Origin of the sequence: Streptomyces sp. NPDC053048, assembly GCF_044547045.1 — a bacterium.
GTDB lineage: Bacteria > Actinomycetota > Actinomycetes > Streptomycetales > Streptomycetaceae > Streptomyces.
On the sequence record NZ_JBITZS010000001.1, the window covers coordinates 805,853 to 828,533 of the forward strand.

General features: G+C 73.4%; 19 protein-coding genes. 15 read left to right on the top strand and 4 right to left on the bottom strand.

Going from position 1 to position 22,681, the window contains the following annotated elements; genetic code table 11:
• Nucleotides 1-89 precede the first annotated feature (89 nt).
• From ACIG36_RS03950 to ACIG36_RS03965, 4 genes are all read right to left on the bottom strand, one after another.
• Nucleotides 90-2,477, bottom strand: a complete 2,388-nt coding sequence (locus ACIG36_RS03950) for a transglutaminaseTgpA domain-containing protein (RefSeq protein WP_399921396.1) — start codon at nt 2,475-2,477, stop codon at nt 90-92.
• Nucleotides 2,474-3,856 carry a DUF58 domain-containing protein gene (locus ACIG36_RS03955; RefSeq protein ID WP_399921398.1) on the bottom strand — a complete coding sequence of 461 codons (1,383 nt, stop codon included), beginning with the start codon at nt 3,854-3,856 and terminating at the stop codon, nt 2,474-2,476. The genes ACIG36_RS03950 and ACIG36_RS03955 overlap by 4 nt, the downstream gene beginning before the upstream one ends.
• Nucleotides 3,856-4,854: an AAA family ATPase gene (locus tag ACIG36_RS03960; protein ID WP_399921401.1), complete on the bottom strand. Its 999-nt coding sequence runs from the start codon at nt 4,852-4,854 to the stop codon at nt 3,856-3,858. The genes ACIG36_RS03955 and ACIG36_RS03960 overlap by 1 nt, the downstream gene beginning before the upstream one ends.
• Before the next feature lie 175 nt (nt 4,855-5,029).
• Complete coding sequence (locus ACIG36_RS03965) at nt 5,030-5,584, bottom strand: beta-class carbonic anhydrase (RefSeq protein WP_399921404.1); 555 nt, start codon at nt 5,582-5,584, stop codon at nt 5,030-5,032.
• Nucleotides 5,585-5,889: 305 nt separating this feature from the next.
• On the opposite strand from ACIG36_RS03965, the gene rsmH reads away from it, so the two are divergent.
• The 15 genes from rsmH to ACIG36_RS04040 all read left to right on the top strand — a co-directional run bounded on the left by rsmH (nt 5,890) and on the right by ACIG36_RS04040 (nt 22,641).
• A complete protein-coding gene (rsmH, locus tag ACIG36_RS03970; RefSeq protein WP_399921407.1) occupies nt 5,890-6,849 on the top strand; it encodes a 16S rRNA (cytosine(1402)-N(4))-methyltransferase RsmH in 960 nt (319 codons plus the stop codon).
• Nucleotides 6,846-7,487: a septum formation initiator family protein gene (locus tag ACIG36_RS03975; RefSeq protein ID WP_399921409.1), complete on the top strand. Its 642-nt coding sequence runs from the start codon at nt 6,846-6,848 to the stop codon at nt 7,485-7,487. The genes rsmH and ACIG36_RS03975 overlap by 4 nt, the downstream gene beginning before the upstream one ends.
• An 8-nt stretch (nt 7,488-7,495) precedes the next feature.
• Nucleotides 7,496-9,397, top strand: coding sequence for a peptidoglycan D,D-transpeptidase FtsI family protein (locus tag ACIG36_RS03980; RefSeq protein ID WP_399921412.1), 1,902 nt, complete (start codon nt 7,496-7,498; stop codon nt 9,395-9,397).
• A gap of 12 nt (nt 9,398-9,409) precedes the next feature.
• A complete protein-coding gene (locus ACIG36_RS03985; RefSeq protein ID WP_399921414.1) occupies nt 9,410-11,110 on the top strand; it encodes a UDP-N-acetylmuramoyl-L-alanyl-D-glutamate--2,6-diaminopimelate ligase in 1,701 nt (566 codons plus the stop codon).
• 65 nt (nt 11,111-11,175) lie between these two features.
• Complete coding sequence (gene murF / locus ACIG36_RS03990; protein WP_399921417.1) at nt 11,176-12,597, top strand: UDP-N-acetylmuramoyl-tripeptide--D-alanyl-D-alanine ligase; 1,422 nt, start codon at nt 11,176-11,178, stop codon at nt 12,595-12,597.
• Nucleotides 12,597-13,661, top strand: coding sequence for a phospho-N-acetylmuramoyl-pentapeptide-transferase (gene mraY / locus ACIG36_RS03995; protein ID WP_399921420.1), 1,065 nt, complete (start codon nt 12,597-12,599; stop codon nt 13,659-13,661). The genes murF and mraY overlap by 1 nt, the downstream gene beginning before the upstream one ends.
• On the top strand, nt 13,658-15,097 hold the full coding sequence (gene murD / locus ACIG36_RS04000; RefSeq protein ID WP_399921423.1) for a UDP-N-acetylmuramoyl-L-alanine--D-glutamate ligase: 1,440 nt from the start codon (nt 13,658-13,660) through the stop codon (nt 15,095-15,097). Before mraY ends, murD begins: the two co-directional genes overlap by 4 nt.
• Before the next feature lie 59 nt (nt 15,098-15,156).
• A complete protein-coding gene (gene ftsW, locus ACIG36_RS04005; protein ID WP_399921426.1) occupies nt 15,157-16,524 on the top strand; it encodes a putative lipid II flippase FtsW in 1,368 nt (455 codons plus the stop codon).
• 6 nt (nt 16,525-16,530) lie between these two features.
• On the top strand, nt 16,531-17,625 hold the full coding sequence (gene murG / locus ACIG36_RS04010; protein ID WP_399921429.1) for an undecaprenyldiphospho-muramoylpentapeptide beta-N-acetylglucosaminyltransferase: 1,095 nt from the start codon (nt 16,531-16,533) through the stop codon (nt 17,623-17,625).
• A 26-nt stretch (nt 17,626-17,651) separates the two neighbouring features.
• Nucleotides 17,652-18,530 carry a cell division protein FtsQ/DivIB gene (locus ACIG36_RS04015; protein WP_399921432.1) on the top strand — a complete coding sequence of 293 codons (879 nt, stop codon included), beginning with the start codon at nt 17,652-17,654 and terminating at the stop codon, nt 18,528-18,530.
• 240 nt (nt 18,531-18,770) lie between these two features.
• Nucleotides 18,771-20,018: a cell division protein FtsZ gene (ftsZ, locus tag ACIG36_RS04020; RefSeq protein WP_399921435.1), complete on the top strand. Its 1,248-nt coding sequence runs from the start codon at nt 18,771-18,773 to the stop codon at nt 20,016-20,018.
• Between the two features lie 76 nt (nt 20,019-20,094).
• Entirely contained in the window at nt 20,095-20,814 is a 720-nt protein-coding gene (gene pgeF / locus ACIG36_RS04025) for a peptidoglycan editing factor PgeF (RefSeq protein WP_399921438.1), read from the top strand.
• 3 nt (nt 20,815-20,817) lie between these two features.
• A complete protein-coding gene (locus ACIG36_RS04030) occupies nt 20,818-21,555 on the top strand; it encodes a YggS family pyridoxal phosphate-dependent enzyme (protein WP_399921441.1) in 738 nt (245 codons plus the stop codon).
• A gap of 121 nt (nt 21,556-21,676) precedes the next feature.
• Nucleotides 21,677-22,285 carry a cell division protein SepF gene (locus ACIG36_RS04035; protein ID WP_086567467.1) on the top strand — a complete coding sequence of 203 codons (609 nt, stop codon included), beginning with the start codon at nt 21,677-21,679 and terminating at the stop codon, nt 22,283-22,285.
• 71 nt (nt 22,286-22,356) lie between these two features.
• Nucleotides 22,357-22,641, top strand: a complete 285-nt coding sequence (locus ACIG36_RS04040; RefSeq protein ID WP_086567466.1) for a YggT family protein — start codon at nt 22,357-22,359, stop codon at nt 22,639-22,641.
• Nucleotides 22,642-22,681: the final 40 nt, after the last annotated feature.

Here is a 22,681-nt window from a genome sequence, read left to right on the forward strand (position 1 = left end):
AATCGAGCATGGCCGTGGGGCCAGGACGGGACGTCCTGGCCCCACGGCTTTTGTGCCTCGGCTTTTGTGCCCACGGCTTGTGCGCGGGCTCAGCTTGCTCGGCTCCGACCGCCGGGCCGTCGCGAGGTGACGTCCCGCAGCCGGGCGGTCACCGCGGCCCGGCGCCGCCGGGCGCCCCGGACGACGCGGGCGGCCGAGCGCGGCGCCAGCAGGGCCCGCAGCCGCGCCCCGCGTCCGGCCGAGGCACGCAGCCCGGCCCGTACGAGCTCGACGTCGCCGGCCAGCCCGTCGGCCGGGCGCGGCCGGGGCGCGTACAGGACCTGCTCGACCGCCGTGGCCACCCGGCCCGCGGCCTCCGCGGCCGGGCCCTCGAGCCGGGCGGTGCCCACGATCCGCGCGGCCGCCGTCCTGGGGGTGCGCGACTCGTCGGGCGGGATGCCGTAGTCCCAGGCGGAGTCGGTCAGCTCGCGCCAGGCGGCCAGCGTGCGCTCGCCCGGCTCCCGGGCCCCGGCGGCCGGGCCGAGCCGCCGGGCCCGTGCCCGTATCCGCCACAGCAGCGGCAGCAGGGGCAGGGCGAGCGCGGCCAGGGCGGCCAGCGCGAAGCCCGCCACCGCCAGGGGTGACACGCCCTCGTCCGCGCCGGGGGCGCTCGCCCGCGGCGCCGGCCCGGCGCAGCTGCCGAGCTTCCTCTGCTCCGGGGGGCAGCCCGCCTCCGCTGAGGGCGCCGCCGACGGGACGCTGCGGCGGCTGGGCACCGGAGCCGGGGCCCCGGGGTCCGGCACGGTGGGCGTCTGGGCGACCGTGTACTCGGGCTGGCTGCCGCGGCTCGGGGTGGGCTCGAACCGCGTCCAGCCCGCGCCCTCGAAGTACAGCTCGGGCCAGGCGTGCGCGTCCTTGGAGCCCACCGACATCGAACCGTCCGGCTGCGGGCTGCCCGGGGTGAAGCCGACCGCCACCCGGGCGGGAATGCCCAGGGTCCGGGCCATGGCCGCCATCGAGAAGGAGAAGTGCACGCAGAAGCCGCGCTTCTCCTCGAGGAAGCGGGCTATGGCGTCATGGCCGCTGCCGGAGCGCACCTCGGTGTCGTAGCGGAAGCCGCCGTTGACGGCGAACCAGTCCTGCAGCTTCACCGCCTGCTCGTAGGCGTTCGCGGCGCCCGCCGTCACCTTGCGGGCCGTCTGCGCCACCACCTTCGGCACATTGCCGGGGACCTTGGTGTACTCGCGCAGCAGCCGCTCCGGGGGTGCGGGCGCCGCCGCGAGCTGGGCCGCTGTCGGCTGCACCCGCAGGCTGGTCACCTCGTAGCGCAGGCCGCGGGTGGTCTGGCCGTGGTCGCCGACCAGGGTGCGGCCCTCCGGTTCGTACCGCCACCGGCCCGTGAGGTCGACGCTCTGGGCGGGATAGGGCATGGGCAGGTAGTTCTGCCCGTAGCCGTCGGCGGCCGCGACGGACAGGGCGACCGCCTCCGCCCGTACGTCCGGTGCCAGCCCGGTGGGGGTGGGCAGCGGCAGCGGCACATCGGTGATCCGCCGCTCCGAGGCCCGCCATGACGCCCCGTCGAACTCGTCGAGGGAGACGATCCGCAGATACAGGTCCTGGGAGGGCTGCGGGGCGACCCGGTAGCGCATGACCTCCCGGTTCTCCGGCTGGTTGAGGTTGTTCTGCAGGGAGACCAGCGGGTTGACGGCCGAGATGGTGCCGCCCGTGCCGCCGGGGCCGGCGCCCTTGCCGCGGGGCTGCAGCAGGCCGCCACCGATCGACGGGAGCACGGCGGGCGCCACCAGGGCGATGCCCAGCACCAGCGCGCCGATCCGGCGGCCGGTGCGCACCGGTGCGAGCGCGGGCCCGGAGCCCATGAACTCCGGCCCCCGCGCCGCGCCACCGCCGCCGAAGACGCGGCCCCACTGGGAGAGCCGGTCGCGCCCCTCGGCCAGAAGCAGCAGCAGATAGCCGGCCGCGGCCGCCAGGAACCACAGCCAGTCCGTGCCGCCCCGGGCCAGGCCGGCACCGATCGAGTAGAGCGCGAGCAGCGGCAGCCCGGCGGGCGCCGCGCTGCGGAAGGTGACCGCCAGGGCGTCCACCACCAGCCCGACCACCAGCACTCCGCCGACCAGCAGCAGCCGGATGCCGAGCGTGGCGGGCGCCGGGATGGCGTACCGGCCGACGTCGTCCACGCCCGCCTGCAGCAGCCTGCCGAACTCGGCCAGGACCTCCGGGCCCGGGAGCACTCCGGCGACCGCCCGGTCGCGGGCGAAGACGACGGTGAGCAGCAGCAGGCCGGTCAGTGCCTGCGACGCCACCGTCAGGTACCCGCTCAGCGGCACCCGGCGGGCCACCGAGCCGACCGCCGTCTGGATGGCCAGCAGCAGGGCCGCCTGCAGGATCCAGGTGGTCCGGTTGATCAGCGGCAGCATCGCGGAGGCCGCCGCCAGTGTCGCCAGCGCGCCGCAGACCGCCAGCCGTACCCGCCCGCTCATGCCCGGCCTCCCGTCGTGCCGCCCGCCGGTCCGCCGGCCGCCGTCCGCTCGCCGGCGGGTGAGCCGGCCAGCCGCCACAGGTCGGCCAGCGCGGCGCCGGGGGCGACGGCCAGGGCCGTCCAGCCCGCCTCGCGCAGCACGCGCAGCCGCTCCTCGGCGTCCTGCCACGCGGCGCCCGGCCTGCCGGGCTCCGCCGGGGCCGCCCAGGAGCCGGGGTCCAGCACGAAGGCCACCGCCGCCCCACTGCGCGGCCGCATCCGGGCGGCCACCGCCGCCTGGTGCTCGTCCAGCTCGCCGAGGAACGCGATCAGCAGGCCCTCGTCGCCACCGCGCAGCGCCTCGTACGCCGCCGCCAGCCCGTCGCCCTCCGAGTGGTCCAGCACGGCGAGGGCGTCCAGCAGCAGCCCCCTCGCCTCCGCCGCGTCGTGGGCGGAGCCGGAGTGGCCGGCCGTGCCGTCCGGCCCCGGCATCGAGCTCCCGGTGTCGGTCAGCAGCCGCACCGAGAAGCCCCGCTCCAGCAGGTGCACCGCGGCGGACGCGGCGCCCGAGACCGCCCACTCGAACGGCGAGTCCGGGCCGGCGCCCTCGTAGGCGATGCCCCGGGTGTCCAGCAGCACCGTGCAGTGCGCCCGCCGCGGCTGCTCCTCGCGGCGCACCATCAGCTCGCCGTGGCGGGCGGTGGAGCGCCAGTGCACCCGCCGCAGGTCGTCGCCGTGCCGGTAGCCGCGCGGGATGACGTCGTCCTCGCCGGCCAGGGCGAGCGAGCGCAGGCTCCCGTCGCCGTGGCCGGGGGCCTGGCCGCCCGGACGCAGCGGCGGCAGCGGGTCGACGCGCGGCACGACCGTCAGCGTGTCGTAGGCGCTGAAGCCGCGGGTCAGCTCGCACATCCCGAACGGGTCCGTCAGCCGCAGCTGCAGTGGCCCCAGCGGATAGCGGCCGCGCTGCGGCGAGCGGACGCGGTAGGACACCTCGCGCCGCCCGCCCGGCTCCATCCGGTCCAGCACGAAGCGCGGGCGCGGGCCCATCACGTAGGGCACCCGGTCCTGCAGCATCAGCAGGCCCGTGGGCAGCCGCGAGACGTTCTCCACGCGCAGGCTCACCCGCGCCTCGCCGGAGGCGGACACCCGGCCGGGTGTCAGCCGCCTGCCGGCCGTGACCCGGTGCCGGGTGCGGTGCAGGACGAGCACGCACACCACGGGCAGCAGGGCCAGTAACAGCCCGACCCGCAGCAGGTCCTCCTGCCCCAGGACGTAGGAGCACGCGGCGGCGGCGACGCCGGCCGCCAGGAACGAGCGGCCCCGGGTGGTCAGCCCGGCGAACGCCGCCCCCAGGCCCCGGACCCGGCCCGGCGCCCGGCCGTGCGGGGCGGCGGAGGACATCACAGCCTCCGCGCGCCCGGCGGCTGCTGGCCGAACGGGTCGGGCAGCGGGGTGCGCTGCAGGATGTCGACGACGATCTGCTCGGCCGTGCGCCGGTTGAGCTGGGCCTGCGCGGTCGGCAGCAGCCGGTGGGCCAGCACCGCCACCGCCAGCGACTGCACGTCGTCCGGCAGCGCGAACTCCCGGCCCGCCAGCGCCGCCGCGGCCTTGGCCGCCCGCACCAGGTGCAGCGTCGCGCGGGGCGACGCGCCGAGTCTGAGCTCCGGGTGGTGGCGGGTGGCGGCGACCACGTCCACCGCGTACCGGCGCACGGAGTCGGCGACGTGCACCGTGCGGACCGCGTCGACCATCTTGACGATCTCGTGCGCGTGGGCCACCGGCTGCAGGTCGTCCAGCGGGGACAGGCCGGCGTGCGCGTCCAGCATGCGCAGCTCGGCGTCCGGGCTCGGATAGCCCATCGAGACCCGGGCCATGAAGCGGTCGCGCTGCGCCTCGGGCAGCGGGTAGGTGCCCTCCATCTCCACCGGGTTCTGCGTGGCCACCACCATGAAGGGGCCGGGCAGCTCGTAGGTGTGGCCGTCGACGGTGACCTGGCGCTCCTCCATGGACTCCAGCAGCGCCGACTGAGTCTTGGGCGAGGCGCGGTTGATCTCGTCGCCGATCACGATCTGCGCGAAGATCGCGCCGGGCTTGAACTCGAAGTCGCGGCGCTGCTGGTCGTAGACGCTCACCCCGGTGATGTCCGAGGGCAGCAGGTCGGGGGTGAACTGGATGCGCCGCACCGAGCAGTCCACCGACCGCGCCAGCGCCTTGGCGAGCATCGTCTTGCCCACCCCGGGCACGTCCTCGATGAGCAGGTGGCCCTCGGCGAGCAGCACGGTCAGCGACAGCCGTACGACCTCCGGCTTGCCCTCGATCACGCCCTCCACCGACCGGCGGATCCGGTCCGCGGTCGTGGTCAGATCGCTCAGGCTCGCTCGTTCGTCATAGGTCGTCACCCGGCCCTCCTCGGCCCAATACCAAAGGCGTGGCCCGACGGGTACGGACCGGCCCCCCTGAAGCGTGGACACCGCGCCCGCGGGCGCGGGGCGGCGTCACCTACGCATTCTGTCCGCATGCGGCGCGTCCCGTCACCGCCTGTGGATAACTCGCCGGTCACCCGGGAACCGGTACTCAGGGCCGCGGCTCGATCTCGCGCAGCCGGCCGGTGGTCACGTCGAAGACGAACCCCCGCACGTCGTCGCGGTGGGGCAGGAAGGGGGAGGTGCGCACCCGCTGCATGGACTGGCGCACGTCCTGGTCGAGGTCCTTGAACGCCTCCACCGCCCACGGCGGCCGCTGGCCGACCTCGGCCTCGATCTCGTGCCGGAAGTCCTCGGTGAGGTTCAGCAGGCCGCAGCCGGTGTGGTGGATCAGTACGACCGACCGGGTGCCCAGCGCGCGCTGGCTGATGGTGAGGGAGCGGATGATGTCGTCCGTGACCACCCCGCCCGCGTTGCGGATGGTGTGGCAGTCGCCCAGTTCCAGGCCGAGGGCGGCGTGCAGGTCCAGACGCGCGTCCATGCAGGCCACGATGGCGACCTTGAGCACCGGCCGGGCGTCCATGCCCGGGTCGCGGAACGCCGCGGCGTACTTCGCATTGGCATCGACCAGGTGATCGGTGACCGTCGGTTCGGCGTGTCCGTCGTCGGAGCTGGGCGTTTGCGGCGGGGGTGCGGATATCGACATAGGCACGAAGGTAGTCGGCGACCGGCCGCGGCGCACGCGCGGAGTGACGCGCCTGGCGGTTGGTTGACCGAGGGGACGAGTGGACTAAAGTGACGCGAAGTGGGAGGCGTGACGCTCCCCCTGGACCGAAGAAAACACCACGTGCGCGCGGTGCGCACGTACCCCTCGGCCTCCTCCCGCTCCCGGTCGCCCCGGCATCGCTTCCCCGGTGCCGAAGCGGCCGCTTCCCCTTCGAGCGGGCGGGGACCTGGTGGTGCGTGCCGCCGACGCGCGGGGCCCGCCTTCCCGGACTCTCAGAAGGGCGCATGAGCAGCAACGCGCGACACGTCCCCGTCATGCTCCAGCGCTGCCTGGACATGCTCGCCCCCGCTCTCGCCGAGCCCGGCGCGGTCGTCGTCGACTGCACCCTCGGTGCCGGCGGGCACAGCGAGGCGCTGCTCAAGGCGTTCCCCGAGTGCCGGCTCGTCGCCCTCGACCGCGACCCCACCGCCCTGAAGCTCGCCGGCGCGCGCCTGGCCCCCTTCGGCGACCGCGCCACGCTGGTCCAGGCCGTCTACCACGAGCTGCCCGACGTGCTCCGGCGGCTGGGCATCCCGCGCGTCCAGGGCGTCCTGTTCGACCTCGGCGTCTCCTCCATGCAGCTCGACGAGGCCGACCGCGGCTTCGCCTACGCGCAGGACGCGCCGCTGGACATGCGCATGGACCAGACGACGGGCATCAGCGCCGCCGAGGTCCTCAACACCTACCCGCCGGGCGAGCTGGTGCGCATCCTGCGCGCCTACGGCGAGGAGAAGCAGGCCAAGCGGATCGTCTCGGCCATCGTCCGGGAGCGGGAGAAGGAGCCCTTCACCAACAGCGCCCGGCTCGTCGAGCTGATCCGCGACGCCCTGCCGCAGGCCGTCAAGCGCACCGGCGGCAACCCCGCCAAGCGCACCTTCCAGGCCCTGCGCATCGAGGTCAACGCCGAGCTGGCCAGCGTGGAGGCGGCCATCCCCGCCGCCGTCGCCGCCCTCGCGGTGGGCGGCCGCATCGCCGTGCTGTCGTACCAGTCGCTGGAGGACCGCATCGTCAAGGGCGTCTTCGCGGCCGGTGCCACCAGCACCGCCCCGCCCGGCCTGCCCGTGGTGCCCGAGCAGTACCAGCCGCGCCTGAAGCTGCTGACCCGCGGGGCCGAGCTGCCCACCGAGGAGGAGGTCGCCGAGAACCGGCGGGCCGCCCCCGCCCGGCTGCGCGGCGCCGAACGCATCCGCGAGGACATCCCGTGACGCCGGCCGCCCGCCGGGGCACCCGGCTCGGCCGGCTGCTGCCGGGCGGGCCCGCCGGGGCCAAGCGCACCCCCTTCGTCCTGCTGGTCGTGGTGCTGCTCGGCTCCGGACTGATCTCGCTGCTGCTGCTGAACTCCTCCCTCAACCAGGGCTCCTTCGAACTGAGCCGGCTGCAGCGCAAGACCACCGAACTGACCGACGAGCAGCAGGCGCTGCAGCAGGAGGTCGACCAGCTCGCCGCCCCGGACGCGCTCGAGCGCCGGGCCCGCGACCTGGGCATGGTGCCCGGCGGCAGCCCCGCCTTCCTCAACCCCGACGGCACGGTCAGCGGCGTCCCCGCCCCCGCCGGCGCCGACGGCCCGGCCGACCCCGCCTCCTTCACCGGCCCCGCCCCGCTGCCCCGCGCCCCGGAGGACGCCGCGGCGCCGGACACCGTCCCGTCCCCGGCCGCGCCCCCGGTGGCGACGGCCCCCTCGCCCGCCGCGCCGCCCGCGGCCGATGCGCCCGCCCCCGTACCGCCGCCCGCGGCGGTCCAGCCGCCGGCGCCCGCGCGTACCGACGGCACCCGTCCGCCGGCGGTCCCCGCTCCGCCCCTCCCTCCGGCCCCGGCGGCCGGGCACCCCGAACAGATCAGGTAGGTGAGGTCGTGACGGCGCCCAGGCAGCCCCGCCGCCCGGTACCCGGGCCCGCGCGCCCCGCCGCGCGACCCGCACGCCCCCGCCCCGGGGGCCAGGCTCTCCGGCTCGGCAGCCCCCGGCCCCGGCTGCGCATGATCGGCGTCGGCCTCACCCTCGTCCTGCTGATCTTCACCGTGCGGCTGCTGCAGGTGCAGGCCGTCGACGCCGACGCCTACGCCGCCCGCGCCAACCTCAACCGCTACATCCCCGTCACGCTGGCCGCCGAGCGCGGCGCCATCACCGACCGCGCCGGGGTGGACCTGGCCACCACGGTCGACGCCTACGACATCACCGCCGCCCCCGACCTGCTCACCCCCGAGCGGATCAAGGCCGAGGGCGCCGCCCGGCTGGCCGCCGAACTGCTCGCCCCGGTGCTGCGCGAGAGCGCCGACACCCTCGAGCGGAAGCTGACGGCCAACCCCAAGTCGAAGTACGTGGTGCTCGCCCGCCGCCAGACCCCGCAGGTCTGGAAGAAGATCACCCAGCTGAAGAAGGCCCAGGCCGACAAGGCGGCCCGCAAGGAGGGCGTGAACGTCCTCGCGGGCGTCAACCGCGAGTCCCACAGCAAGCGCGTCTACCCCAACGGCGAGCTCGCCGCCGGCCTGCTGGGCTTCGTCAACGCCGACGGCCAGGGCGGCGGCGGCCTGGAGGCCCAGCTGAACAAGGAGCTGGCCGGCAGGGACGGCAAGCGCGTCTACGCCCAGTCCGGCGGCCGCCAGGTGCCCACCGGCGACGTCAAGGAACAGGCCGCCGTGCCCGGCTCCGACGTCGAGCTGACCATCGACCGCGACATCCAGTGGGCCGCCCAGAACTCCATCGCCCGGCAGGTGGAGGAGTCCGGCGCCGACCGCGGCTACGTCGTCGTCCAGGACACCCGCACCGGCGAGATCCTGGCCATGGCCAACGCCCCCGGCTACAACCCCAACGAGCTCGCCCGCGCCGACCGCTCGGCCATGGGCAACTTCGCCCTCCAGGACGCCTACGAGCCCGGCAGCGTCAGCAAGGTCATGACCATGGCCGCCGTCCTCGAGGAGGGCGTGGCCACGCCCTCGACGCACGTCGAGGTGCCCAACCGGCTGCCGCGCGCCGACCGCGCCTTCGCCGACGACGTCGACCACCCCACCTGGCACCTGACCCTCAACGGGGTGCTCGCCAAGTCCAGCAACATCGGCACCATCCTCGCCAGCGAGCAGCTCGGCAAGAGCCGCGAGGAGGCCAACGAGGTCCTCTACACCTATCTGCGCAAGTTCGGCATCGGCCGCCCCACCGGCCTCGGCTTCCCCGGCGAGACCCCCGGCATCCTGGCCAAGCCCAAGGACTGGAAGTCCTCGCGGCCCTACACCATCCCCTTCGGCCAGGGCCTGTCCCTCAACGCCGTGCAGGCCGCGTCCGTCTACTCGACCATCGCGGGCGGCGGCGAGCGCGTCCAGCCCTCCCTGGTGCGCGGCACCAAGGGCCCCGACGGCCGCTTCACCGCCGCCCCCCAGCCGCCGCGCACCCGGGTGATCAGCGAGAAGACCGCCAAGGAGCTCACCGCGATGCTGGAGTCGGTCGTGGACGATCAGGAGGGCACCGGCACCAAGGCGAAGATCCCCGGCTACCGCGTCGCGGGCAAGACCGGCACCTCCAACCGGGTGGACCCCGAGACCGGCCGCTACAGCGGCTACACCGCCTCCTTCGCCGGCTTCGCCCCCGCCGACCAGCCCCGGCTGACCGTCTACTGCGCCATCCAGAACCCCACCAGGGGAAGCTACTTCGGCGGCCAGATCTGCGGTCCGGTCTACAAGCAGGTCATGGAGTTCGCCCTGAAGACCCTGCAGGTGCCGCCGTCCGGCTCGCAGCCGCCCCGGCTGCCGGTGGGCTACGAGTGAGCCGGGTCCGCCGTGACGACGATCACTCCCGATCCGTGCAACCGCGGCCCGGCGGGCCCCTCGCTTCGCGACGAGGCCGGTGCGCCCGGTACGCTCACCGCCGTGCCCCACGCTGATCAGTCCCACACCACCTCCCAGGACGCCCCCGCGGCGCACCCGGGAGCGCCCCGCCCCACCCGGGCCGAGCCCGTGCCCCTGACGGAGCTGGCCGGTCAGCTGGGCGTCCCCGCCCCACAGGGCGCCGCCGAGGTCCACGTCACCGGCATCACCCACGACTCGCGCGCGGTCCGCCCCGGCGACGTCTACGCCGCCCTGCCCGGCGCGCGCTTCCACGGCGCCGACTTCGCCGCGCAGGCCGCCGGCCTGGGCGCGGCCGCCGTGCTGACCGACCCGGCGGGCCAGGAGCGCGCCGCCGCCACCGGTCTGCCCGTGCTGACCGTGGAGGACCCCCGCGGCCGCATGGGCGCCCTGGCCGCCACGATCTACGGCACGCCCGGCCGGGACCTGCTGCAGATCGGCATCACCGGCACCTCCGGCAAGACCACCACCGCCTACCTCATCGAGGGCGGGCTGCGGGCCCTGGGCGGCCCCACGGGCCTGATCGGCACGGTGGAGTCCCGCATCGGCGACGAGCGGATCAAGTCCGAGCGCACCACCCCCGAGGCCACCGACCTGCAGGCGCTGTTCGCCGTCATGCGCGAGCGCGGCGTCCGCTCGGTCGCCATGGAGGTCTCCAGCCACGCCCTGCGCCTGGGCCGCGTCGACGGCTGCGTCTTCGACGTCGCCGTCTTCAACAACCTCAGCCCGGAGCACATGGAGTTCCACACGGGCATGGAGGACTACTTCGCCGCCAAGGCGGAGCTGTTCACCAAGGAGCGCAGCCGCGTCGGCGTGGTGAACGCCGACGACGAGTACGGGCGCCGGCTCGCCCGCGGCGAGTCCGAGGTCCCGGTGGTCACCTTCTCCGCCGAGGGCCGCGAGGACGCCGACTGGCGCGCGGTGGACGTCGAGATCGGCCCGTTCGACTCGACCTTCACCATCGTGGGCCCCGAGGGCGTGTCCGTGGCCGCACGGGCGCCGCTGGCCGGACCGTTCAACGTCGCCAACGCGCTCGCCGCCGTCGTCGCGCTCGTCGCGGCCGGAGCCGACCCGCAGACCGCCGCCGACGGCGTCGCGGGCGTCCCCGGCGTCCCCGGCCGGCTCGAGCGCGTGGACGCCGGGCAGCCCTACCTCGCGGTGGTCGACTACGCCCACAAGACGGACGCAGTCGAATCGGTTCTCCGCGCTCTGCGCAAGGTCGGCACGGGCCGCATCCACGCCGTCCTCGGCTGCGGCGGCGACCGTGACACCACCAAGCGCGCCCCCATGGGCGCGGCCCTGGCGCGCGGCGCCGACACGGCCGTACTGACCTCCGACAACCCCCGCTCCGAGGATCCGCTCGCGATCCTCGCCACCATGCTCGCGGGCGCCGCCGAGGTGCCCGCCGCCGAGCGCGGCACCGTCCTGCTGCTCGAGGACCGTGCCGCCGCCATCGCCGCCGCCGTCGCCCGTGCCGAACCCGGCGACACCGTCCTGGTCCTGGGCAAGGGCCACGAACAGGGCCAGGACATCGCCGGAGTGGTACGCCCCTTCGACGACCGCCAGGTGCTGCGCGAGGCCATCGAGGCCGAGCGACCGCGTTCGTCGACCAAGCACCGGAACGACCAGGGATGACAGACCGCCATGCGCGCACAACCCTCCCCCCGGCAGCCCTCCCCAGCGGCAGGAGGTGACCGGAGGTGATCGCCCTGACCCTCGCCGAGGTCGCCGCCATCGTCGGCGGGCAGCAGTACGACATACCGGACCCGGACGCCCGGATCACCGGCCCCGTCGTGATCGACTCCCGTGAGGTGCGGCCCGGCAGCCTCTTCGCCGCCTTCGCCGGAGAGAACGTCGACGGCCACGACTACGCCGCCCGCGCGGTCGCCGCGGGCGCGGTGGCCGTGCTGGCCGCCCGTCCCGTCGGCGTGCCCGCCGTCGTCGTCGACGACGTCGAGCGCGCCCTGGGCGCCCTGGCCCGCGCCGTCGTCGAGCGGCTGGGCACCACTGTCGTCGCCCTGACCGGCTCGGCGGGCAAGACCAGCACCAAGGACCTGATCGCCCAGCTCCTGGAGCGCCTGGGCGCCACCGTGTGGCCGCCCGGCTCCCTCAACAACGAGATCGGGCTGCCGCTCACCGCGCTGCGCGCCACCGAGGACACCCGGCACCTGGTCCTGGAGATGGGCGCCCGCGGCATCGGCCACATCCGCTACCTGGCCGAGCTCACCCCGCCGCGCATCGGCGTGGTCCTCAACGTCGGCACCGCCCACATCGGCGAGTTCGGCGGCCGGGAGCAGATCGCCGAGGCCAAGGGCGAGCTCGCCGAGGCGCTGCCCGCGGCCGCCGACGGCGGCGTCGCCGTGCTCAACGCCGACGACCCGCTGGTGCGGGCCATGAGCGCGCGCACCGAGGCCCGTACGGTCCTGTTCGGCGAGGCCGCCGACGCGGACGTCCGCGCGGAGGACATCCGCCTGGACGGCGCCGGACTGCCCTCGTTCACGCTTCACACACCCACCGGGTGCGCCGACGTGACCATGCGGCTGTACGGTGAGCACCACGTGTCGAACGCGCTCGCCGCGGCCGCCGTCGCCCATGAGCTGGGCATGCCCGTGCACGAGATCGCCTCCGCGCTCTCCGCGGCGGGCCAGCTCTCGCGCTGGCGCATGGAGGTCACCGAGCGCGCGGACGGCGTGACGATCGTCAACGACGCCTACAACGCGAACCCCGATTCCATGCGAGCGGCGCTGCGCGCGCTGGCCGCCATGGGCGAAGCCGCACGGGCTAGGGGCGGACGGACGTGGGCAGTACTCGGTCAGATGGCCGAGCTGGGCGGGGAGTCACTCGCCGAGCACGACGCTGTCGGGCGGCTCGCCGTCCGGCTCAACGTCAGCAAGCTCGTGGCAGTCGGGGGCAGGGAAGCGGCCTGGCTGCGGATGGGCGCCTATAACGAGGGTTCGTGGGGTGAGGAGTCGGTGCACGTGTCCGACGCGCAGGCGGCGGTCGACCTGTTGCGCAGCGAGCTGCGCCCGGGAGACGTCGTACTGGTGAAGGCGTCCAGGTCGGTGGGGCTGGAGCGGGTGGCCGAGCAGCTGCTCGCGGTCGACGGTGAGGTCGCCGGCTGATGAACCAGATCCTCTTCGCGGGTGTCATCGGTCTGTTCCTGACCCTCATCGGCACCCCGCTGCTGATCAAGTTCCTCGCTCGCAAGGGCTACGGCCAGTTCATCCGCGACGACGGCCCGCGCGGCCACGCCGGGAAGAAGGGCACGCCCACCATGGGCGGCATCGCCTTCATCCTGGCCACGCTCATCGCGTACGCCGTGACGAAGGTGATCACCAGCAAGGAGCCGACGACCTCGGGCCTGCTGGTGCTGTTCCTGACGGCGGGCATGGGCCTGGTCGGCTTCCTCGACGACTACATCAAGATCGTCAAGCAGCGGAGCCTGGGCCTGCGCGCCAAGGCCAAGATGGCCGGCCAGCTGATCGTCGGCATCGCCTTCGCCGTCCTGGCGCTGCAGTTCGCCGACACCCGGGGCCAGACCCCGGCGTCCACGCGGCTGTCCTTCACCCAGGACTTCGGCTGGTCCGTCGGCCCGGTGATCTTCGTGATCTGGGCGCTGTTCATGATCCTGGCGATGTCGAACGGCGTGAACCTCACGGACGGCCTCGACGGCCTGGCCACCGGCGCCTCCGTGATGGTCTTCGGCGCCTACGTCTTCATCGGCACCTGGCAGCACGGCCAGTCCTGCGCCAACCCGCTGACCGCCGGCGCCTCCTGCTACGAGGTGCGCGATCCGCTCGACCTGGCCGTGGTGGCCTCGGCCCTGATGGGCTCCTGCTTCGGCTTCCTGTGGTGGAACACCTCGCCCGCGAAGATCTTCATGGGTGACACCGGCTCGCTCGCCCTCGGCGGCGCGCTGGCGGGCCTGGCCATCTGCTCCCGCACCGAGCTGCTGCTCGCCCTGCTGGGCGGCCTGTTCGTGCTGATCACCATGTCCGTGGTGATCCAGGTCGGCTCCTTCCGCCTCACCGGGAAGCGCGTCTTCCGGATGGCCCCGCTGCAGCACCACTTCGAACTCAAGGGGTGGAGCGAGGTCCTTGTGGTGGTCCGGTTCTGGATCATCCAGGGCCTGTGCGTGGCCGTCGGACTCGGAATCTTCTACGCCGGATGGTTGGCCATCAAGTGAGCCGCACGAGCTTCAACGGCAAGCACATCACCGTCGCCGGCCTCGGCGTGAGCGGCGTCAGCGCCGCCCGCGCCCTGGCCGGCCTCGGCGCCCGGGTGACCGTCGTCGACGGCGGCGACAGCCGGGCGCTGCGCGAGCGCGCGGCGACCCTGGAGGCGGACGGCATCACCGTCCGCCTGGCCGACGCCGACACCCTGCCCGAGGGCACCGACCTCGTCGTCACCTCGCCCGGCTGGAAGCCGGAGAGCCCGCTCTTCGCGGCCGCCGCCGAGGCGGGCGTGGACGTGGTGGGCGACGTGGAGATCGCCTGGCAGCTGCGGGGCGAAGGCCGTCCAGGAGGAGCAGCGCCCTGGCTGGCGGTCACCGGCACCAACGGCAAGACCACCACCGTGCAGATGCTGGCCTCCATCCTGGAGGCCGCCGGGCTGCGCACGGCGGCCGTCGGCAACATCGGCACTCCGATCATCGACGTGGTCCTCGGCGACCAGCCGTACGACGTGCTCGCCGTCGAGCTCTCCAGCTACCAGCTGCACTGGGCGCCCTCGCTGCGCGCCCACTCCGCGGCCGTGCTCAACCTCGCCCCCGACCACCTCGACTGGCACGGCAGCATGCGCGCCTACGCCGTCGACAAGGGCCGGATCTACGAGGGCAACACGGTCGCCTGCGTCTACAACGTCGAGGACCCGCGCACCGAGCGCCTGGTGGAGCAGGCCGACGTCGAGGAGGGCTGCCGCGCCATCGGCTTCACCCTCGGCGCCCCCGGCCCGTCCATGCTCGGCGTGGTCGAGGGCCTGCTCGTCGATCGGGCCTTCGTGGAGAACCGCCACCAGCAGGCGCAGGAGCTCGCCGAGGTCTCCGACATCACGCCCCCGGCCCCGCACAACATCGCCAACGCGCTGGCCGCCGCCGCGCTGGCCCGCGCCTTCGGCGTGGAGCCCGCGGCCGTGCGCGACGGCCTGCGCGCCTTCCGGCCCGACGCCCACCGCATCGCCCACGTCGCGGACGTCGAGGGCGTGGCCTACGTGGACGACTCCAAGGCCACCAACACCCACGCCGCCCAGGCCTCGCTCGCCGCCTACGAGTCGATCGTGTGGATCGCGGGCGGCCTCGCCAAGGGCGCCACCTTCGACGAGCTGGTCACCGCCTCCGCGAAGCGGCTGCGCGGCGCCGTACTGATCGGGGCCGACCGGGCGCTGATCAGGGAAGCCCTGGCGCGACACGCCCCGGATGTGCCGGTGGTGGACCTCGAGCGGACCGACACTGGGGCGATGGCCGCGGCGGTGCGCGAGGCGGCACGGCTCGCCCGTCCCGGGGACACCGTGCTGATGGCCCCGGCGTGTGCCTCGATGGACATGTTCACCAACTACAACAAGCGCGGCGAGGCCTTCGCCGAGGCGGTACGGGCCCTGGCCGCAGGCCGCGACGCGGACGAGTAGCCGCCGCGGTCCCCACGCACGGGCCGACGGCGCGGGACACCTGCGGAGGGGACACCCGGATGCACGCCGACGACACCGTGCCGAGCGCGTGGACGGCCCTGCGCGGGCCCGCCGCGGGCGCCCGGCCCGCCAGGGCCCCCCGCCCCGCGGTACGGGCCCGCGGCGGCGGCCCGCGCCCGCCCCGGGGCGGGCCGCGCGGCCTGCGCGGGCTGCACGCGCGCGCCAGACGGGCCTGGGACCGGCCGCTGACCGCCTACTACCTGGTACTGGGCGGCTCCCTGCTGATCACCGTGCTGGGCCTGGTGATGGTCTACTCCGCCTCCCAGATCAAGGCGCTGCAGAACGGCCTGGCGCCCAGCTACTTCTTCCGCAAGCAGCTGCTGGCCGCCGCCATCGGCACCGTCCTGCTGCTCGCGGCCGCCCGGACGCCCGTGCGGCTGCTGCGCGCGCTGGCCTACCCGCTGCTGGCGGGCTCGGTCTTCCTGCTGTGCATGGTGCAGATGCCCGGCGTCGGCGAGACCATCAACGGCAACACCAACTGGATCTCGCTCGGCGGACCCTTCCAGCTCCAGCCCAGCGAGTTCGCCAAGCTCGCGCTGGTGCTGTGGGGCGCCGACCTGCTGGCCCGCAAGCAGTCCAAGAAGCTGCTGGGCCAGTGGAAGCACCTGCTGGTGCCGCTGGTGCCGGTGACCTTCCTGCTGCTCGGTCTGATCATGCTGGGCGGCGACATGGGCACCACCGTCGTGCTCACCACCGTGCTGCTCGGCCTGCTGTGGGTGGCGGGCGCCCCCACCAGGCTCTTCTCCGGCGTGTTCGTCGTCACCGCCGCGCTGGCCGTACTCTTCATCAAGACGAACGCGAACCGCATGTCCCGCCTGGAGTGCATCGGCGCCACGGACCCCGGCGCCCATGACCAGTGCTGGCAGGCCGTGCACGGGATCTATGCCCTGGCCAACGGGGGATGGTTCGGTGCCGGACTGGGCGCCAGTGTGGAGAAATGGGGCGAACTGCCGGAGCCCCACACCGACTTCATCTTCGCCATCACCGGCGAGGAACTGGGCCTGGCGGGGACGCTGTCGGTCCTCGCCCTGTTCGCGGCTCTAGGCTATGCGGGTATCCGCGTGGCCGGACGCACGGAGGACCCCTTCGTGAGGTACGCCGCGGGAGGCGTGACCACCTGGATCACGGCCCAGGCCGTGGTCAACATCGGTGCGGTGCTCGGCCTGCTGCCGATCGCCGGAGTCCCGCTCCCGCTGTTCTCCTACGGAGGGTCCGCCCTGCTGCCGACCATGTTCGCCATCGGGCTCCTGATCGCCTTCGCGCGCGACGAACCCGGTGCGCGGGCGGCGCTGGCCATGCGGCAGCCTGGGGTGAGATGGAAGACGATGAGACGGCGCGTCAAGAAGCGACCGTCCGGAGAGCGGTGAATTTCGGTGCATGTCGTACTCGCCGGCGGGGGGACCGCCGGCCACATCGAGCCCGCGCTCGCCCTCGCGGACGCCCTGCGCAGGCAGGACCCGACCGTGGGGATCACGGCGCTCGGCACGGAGCGGGGCCTGGAGACCCGGCTCGTGCCCGAGCGGGGCTATGAGCTGGGGCTGATCCCGGCCGTACCGCTGCCGCGCAAGCCCACCCCGGAGCTGATCACCGTCCCCGGGCGGCTGCGCGGCACCATCAAGGCCGCCGAGCAGATCCTGGAGCGCACCAAGGCGGACTGCGTCGTCGGCTTCGGCGGCTATGTGGCGCTGCCCGGCTACCTGGCCGCCAAGCGGCTCGGTGTGCCGATCATCGTCCACGAGGCCAACGCCCGGCCCGGCCTCGCCAACAAGATCGGCTCGCGCTACGCCGCGTCCGTCGCGGTGAGCACCCCGGACAGCAAGCTGCGCAACGCCCGCTACGTCGGCATCCCGCTGCGCCGCACGATCGCCACCCTGGACCGGGCGGCCGTCCGCCCCGAGGCGCGGGCCGCCTTCGGGCTCGACCCCAACCTGCCGACGCTGCTGGTCTCCGGCGGCTCGCAGGGCGCCCGCAGGCTCAACGAGGTCATCCAGACCGTGGCCCCGCTGCTGCAGCGCTCGGGCATCCAGATCCTGCACGCGGTCGGCCCGAAGAACGACCTGCCGCGCGCGGACAACATGCCCGGAATGCCGCCTTACATCCCGGTATCGTATGTAGACCGGATGGATCTCGCGTACGCCGCGGCCGACATGATGCTCTGCCGCGCGGGCGCGATGACCGTCGCGGAGCTGTCCGCCGTCGGCCTGCCGGCGGCCTACGTCCCGCTGCCCATCGGCAACGGCGAGCAGCGGCTCAACGCCCAGCCCGTGGTCAAGGCGGGCGGCGGCCTGCTGGTCGACGACGCCGAGCTCACGCCCGAATGGGTGCAGAACCAGGTGGTTCCGGTGCTCTCCAACCCGCACCGGCTGTACGAGATGTCCCGGGCCGCCGCCGAGTTCGGCCGCCGGGACGCCGACGAGCTGCTGGTCGGCATGGTGTACGAGGCGATTGCCGCACGCAGAGCGGGCTGACGGCCCGTAGGCAGGAGGCTGGGAGCGTGGCCGGACCGACGACCGCCCGGCGCGGTGGCGAGAAGAACGCGAAGTCGAAGTCGTCCAGACCGTCCAAGTCGTCGAGGCCGTCCCGGGCCGCGCTCTCGCCGTCCCGCCCGCGTCGGCCGGGCGCCGGGCCCCGCAAGGGGCGCACGGGCGGCTCCCGGCCCCGCCCACGCCCTCCCGGGCGGCGCACACTCCTGCTGTGGGGGGCGCTCGCCGTACTCATGGGCGCGGGCGCCTGGTGGGCGCTCTACGGATCCACCTGGCTGCGCGTCACCCGCGTGGACGTCAGTGGGAACGGCGTGCTGACGGCCGCCCAGGTGCGCGAGGCCGCCGAGGTACCGCTCGGCGAACCCCTGATCTCCGTGGACACCGACGCCATCGAGGAACGGCTGCGCAGTCGGCTGCGGCGGATCGGGGCGGTGGACGTCGTACGGTCCTGGCCGCACGGAATCAGTCTGAAAGTGACGGAACGACAGCCCAAGGCGCTCCTCGAAAGGGGCGGGAAGTTCATCGAAATCGACGGCTCCGGCGTGCGGTTCGCCACAGTCGATCATCCCCTCGAGGGGGTGCCCCGCCTGGTGATGGACACCGAGGACTCGCCCGGCACCCGCCGGTTCGGCACCGCCCGGCTGGAGGGCGCCGCCGTCCAGGTCCTGACCTCCCTGCCCGCGCGGGTGCGCAAGGACACCCTGGCCGTGCGCGTACGCTCCTATGACGGCATCACCGTCGAACTGACGGGGGGTCGGACCGTCACCTGGGGCAGCTCGGAGCGGGGCGAGGCGAAGGCCCGTACGCTGACCGCGTTGCTCAAGGCCGCCGGGGGCGCGAAGCACTTCGACGTCAGCGCTCCGGGCGCTCCCGCGGTGTCCGGGAGTTGACGCCGATCCAGGCTGGCCAGCACCCTGGTTGGCTACGGCTATGGGTGATCACATAGGGTGAAAAGAAAAACGGGAGGTTCGGCGTGTTCGTTGAAGCCGCGCCGCTTGTCGACTTAGTGTCCTGCTTCAGAGAACCCAGGGAACAGTGACACCGGTAACCCTAAACTTCAACGTTAGGGTTCGGGTCGGCATTGAGAACCGCCCCCAGGCATACGTAACTCGAGGCGAGAGGCCTTCGACGTGGCAGCACCGCAGAACTACCTCGCAGTCATCAAGGTCGTCGGCATCGGCGGCGGTGGCGTCAACGCCATCAACCGGATGATCGAGGTCGGTCTCAAGGGCGTCGAGTTCATCGCGATCAACACCGATGCACAGGCCCTGCTGATGAGCGACGCCGACGTGAAACTCGACGTCGGCCGGGAGCTCACCCGCGGCCTCGGCGCCGGCGCGAACCCCGATGTCGGCCGCAAGGCGGCCGAGGACCACCGCGAGGAGATCGAGGAGGTCCTCAAGGGGGCCGACATGGTCTTCGTCACCGCCGGCGAGGGCGGCGGCACCGGCACCGGCGGCGCGCCCGTCGTCGCCAACATCGCCCGCTCCCTGGGCGCCCTGACGATCGGTGTGGTCACCCGGCCGTTCACCTTCGAGGGCCGGCGCCGCGCCAACCAGGCCGAGGACGGCATCGCCAGCCTGCGCGACGAGGTCGACACCCTCATCGTCATCCCCAACGACCGGCTGCTGTCCATCTCGGACCGCCAGGTCAGCGTGCTCGACGCTTTCAAGTCGGCCGACCAGGTGCTGCTGTCCGGTGTCCAGGGCATCACCGACCTCATCACCACCCCGGGTCTGATCAACCTCGACTTCGCGGACGTCAAGTCCGTGATGTCCGAGGCCGGCTCGGCCCTCATGGGCATCGGCTCGGCCCGCGGTGACGACCGCGCGGTGGCCGCGGCCGAGATGGCGATCTCCTCGCCGCTGCTGGAGGCGTCCATCGACGGCGCCCGCGGCGTGCTGCTCTCCATCTCCGGCGGCTCCGACCTCGGTCTCTTCGAGATCAACGAGGCCGCGCAGCTGGTCAGCGAGGCCGCCCACCCCGAGGCCAACATCATCTTCGGCGCCGTCATCGACGACGCGCTGGGCGACGAGGTCCGGGTCACGGTCATCGCGGCCGGCTTCGACGGCGGCCAGCCGCCGGCCAAGGGCAGCCGCGACAAGGTGCTCGGCGGCTCCTCCTCCTACGGCTCCGGCCGCGAGGACAGCCCGTCCGCCCCGGCCGCGAGCCGCCCGGTCGCCCCGGCGCCGGAGCCCTCGCGCCCGTCCTTCGGCGGACTGGGCAGCGTGACCCCGCGCACCGAGGAGCCCGTGGCCGACCCGGCCCCGGTCGCCGAGGTCCCGCCGCCCCCGGTCGCCTCGCCCCAGGTTCCGCCGGCCCGTCCGTACCAGGACTCGACGGCCGAGGAACTGGACGTTCCCGACTTCCTTAAGTGATCCGGACCCAGTGACACAGCCCGAAGCGACCCCGGTGATAGGGAATTCCGCCCCGCACCGGAGGGGACTGCCCGACGTGGCACACGCGAGCGGCGCCCACTTCGCCTTCACCGACAGGTGGGGCGGGGTGAGCGCCGCTCCGTATGCGGAGCTCAACCTCGGCGGCGCGGTCGGCGACGACCCCGGGGCGGTACGGGCCAACCGTGCGCGGACCGCCGCGATGCTCGGCCTCGACCCCGCCTCCGTCGTCTGGATGAACCAGGTGCACGGCAAGGACGTCGCGGTGGTGGACGAACCGTGGCACACCGGCGGGATTCCGGCGGTGGACGCGGTGGTGACGGCGCGTCGGGGCCTGGCCCTCGCGGTGCTGACCGCCGACTGCACCCCGCTCCTGCTGGCCGACCCGGTCGCCGGGATCGCGGGCGCCGCCCACGCCGGGCGGCCGGGCCTGCTCGCCGGGGTCGTCCCGGCGGTGGTGGAGGAGATGCTGCGGCTCGGCGCCGAGCCGGACCGGATCCTCGCCCACATCGGCCCCTCGGTCTGCGGCCTGTGCTACGAGGTGCCCGAGGCCATGCGCGAGGAGGTCGCCGCGGCGGTGCCGGAGGCCCGGTCCACCACCCGTCAGGGCACCCCGGCCCTCGACGTCGCCGGCGGGGTCGCCGCCCAGCTCGGCCGAATGGGTGTCACGGTCAGCGGCAGGTCCGGCGTCTGCACGCTGGAGTCGGCGGACCACTTCTCCTACCGGCGCGAGCACACCACCGGCCGGCTCGCGAGCTACGTATGGCTGGACGGCTGAGCAGTGACGGACCGCAGAACCCAATTGGCGGAGAACCTCGCCCGCGTGGAGGAACGTATCTCCGCCGCCTGCGCCGCCGCCGGCCGCCGCCGGGAGGAGGTGACCCTCATCGTGGTCACCAAGACCTACCCGGCGAGCGACGTGCGGATCCTCTCCGAGCTGGGGGTGCGTCATGTCGCGGAGAACCGCGACCAGGACGCCGCCCCCAAGGCCGCCGAGTGCTCGGATCTGCCCCTTACCTGGCACTTCGTCGGTCAGTTGCAGACGAACAAGGTCCGGTCGGTGGTGAATTACGCCGGTCTGGTGCACTCCATTGACCGGAACAGACTGGTGACGGCCCTCTCCACGGCGGCCGTCAAGGCCGGCCGGGGCGGCGTGGCCGGCGGCGAGATCGGCTGCCTGGTCCAGGTGGCGCTCGACGCCGAGTCCGGAGGTCGCGGCGAGCGGGGCGGCGTCGCCCCCGACGGAGTGGCGGCGCTCGCCGACGAGATCGCCAAGGCGGAAGGCCTGCGGCCCGCCGGACTGATGACGGTCGCTCCGCTGGTGGGCCCGTACGCGGGCAGACCGCGGGCCGCTTTCGACCGGCTGATGGAAATCGCAACGGACCTGCGCGCGGCTCATCCGGCTGCGAACATGGTGTCAGCAGGGATGAGCGCGGATCTCGAGGACGCCGTGGCGGCCGGTGCGACACATGTACGTGTCGGCTCAGCGGTACTCGGAGTCCGACCCCGGCTCGGGTAACGTCGCCAGGAAGTCGGACCACAGCAGAAAATATGGTCATTCCCGTCAAAAGGCGGGCGGACCACGTGGATCCGGGCGCCGTTGACGGAGCCGATCCACCACAGAGCGGAGGACGCAGAGAATGGCCGGCGCGATGCGCAAGATGGCGGTCTACCTCGGCCTCGTGGAGGACGATGGGTACGACGGCCCGGGGTTCGACCCCGACGACGAGTTCGAGCCCGAGCCGGAGCCGGATCGGCGCCGGCAGCACCAAGCGCACCAGGCACAACAGACGCAATCGGACGAACCGGTTCGAGTCGCCCAGCCACCCGCGCAGCGCGAACCCGCTCCGCTCGTAGCGGAAACCGGACGACCCGCCCGAATCGCCCCCGTGTCGTCCATCACACCCGAACGCCACTCTCTGGAGAAGAACGCACCGGTGATCATGCCCAAGGTTGTGTCCGAGCGGGAGCCCTACCGCATCACGACATTGCACCCCCGGACCTACAACGAGGCCCGTACCATCGGGGAACACTTCCGCGAAGGTACCCCGGTGATCATGAATCTCACGGAGATGGACGACACCGACGCGAAGCGACTCGTCGACTTCGCGGCCGGGCTGGTCTTCGGACTGCACGGGAGTATCGAGCGGGTGACACAGAAGGTGTTCCTGCTGTCTCCTGCTAACGTCGATGTCACGGCGGAGGACAAGGCCCGCATCGCAGAGGGTGGGTTCTTCAACCAGAGCTGAGACGCAACACCGGGCAATCCGGACAACGGCCAGTCAGGCCGAGTACGAGCAAGGGGAGAGGGAAGCGCGAGATGGGCATCGCACAGCAGGTGATCTACATCGCGCTGTACTGCTTTCTGATCGTGCTGATCTTCCGACTGGTGATGGACTACGTCTTCCAGTTCGCCCGCTCGTGGCAACCCGGTAAGGCGATGGTGGTCCTCCTGGAGGCCACCTACACTGTCACCGATCCGCCACTCAAGCTTCTGCGGCGGGTCATCCCGCCGCTGCGTCTCGGGGGCGTAGCGCTCGACCTGTCCTTCTTCGTACTGATGATCATCGTCTACATCCTGATCACCGTCGTGAGCCGGCTGTGAACGCGGCTGTGAACGATACGGTCTTGCCGATTGCCGACGA

Bases quoted from the DNA above. Each gene is read 5' to 3' on its own strand.
- ACIG36_RS03950 (WP_399921396.1), bottom strand. From the start codon at position 2,477: ATGAGCGGGCGGGTACGGCTGGCGGTCTGCGGCGCGCTGGCGACACTG.
- ACIG36_RS03955 (WP_399921398.1), bottom strand. From the start codon at position 3,856: ATGTCCTCCGCCGCCCCGCACGGCCGGGCGCCGGGCCGGGTCCGGGGC.
- ACIG36_RS03965 (WP_399921404.1), bottom strand. From the start codon at position 5,584: ATGTCGATATCCGCACCCCCGCCGCAAACGCCCAGCTCCGACGACGGA.
- rsmH (WP_399921407.1), top strand. From the start codon at position 5,890: ATGAGCAGCAACGCGCGACACGTCCCCGTCATGCTCCAGCGCTGCCTG.
- mraY (WP_399921420.1), top strand. From the start codon at position 12,597: ATGAACCAGATCCTCTTCGCGGGTGTCATCGGTCTGTTCCTGACCCTC.
- ftsW (WP_399921426.1), top strand. From the start codon at position 15,157: ATGCACGCCGACGACACCGTGCCGAGCGCGTGGACGGCCCTGCGCGGG.
- ACIG36_RS04035 (WP_086567467.1), top strand. From the start codon at position 21,677: ATGGCCGGCGCGATGCGCAAGATGGCGGTCTACCTCGGCCTCGTGGAG.
- ACIG36_RS04040 (WP_086567466.1), top strand. From the start codon at position 22,357: ATGGGCATCGCACAGCAGGTGATCTACATCGCGCTGTACTGCTTTCTG.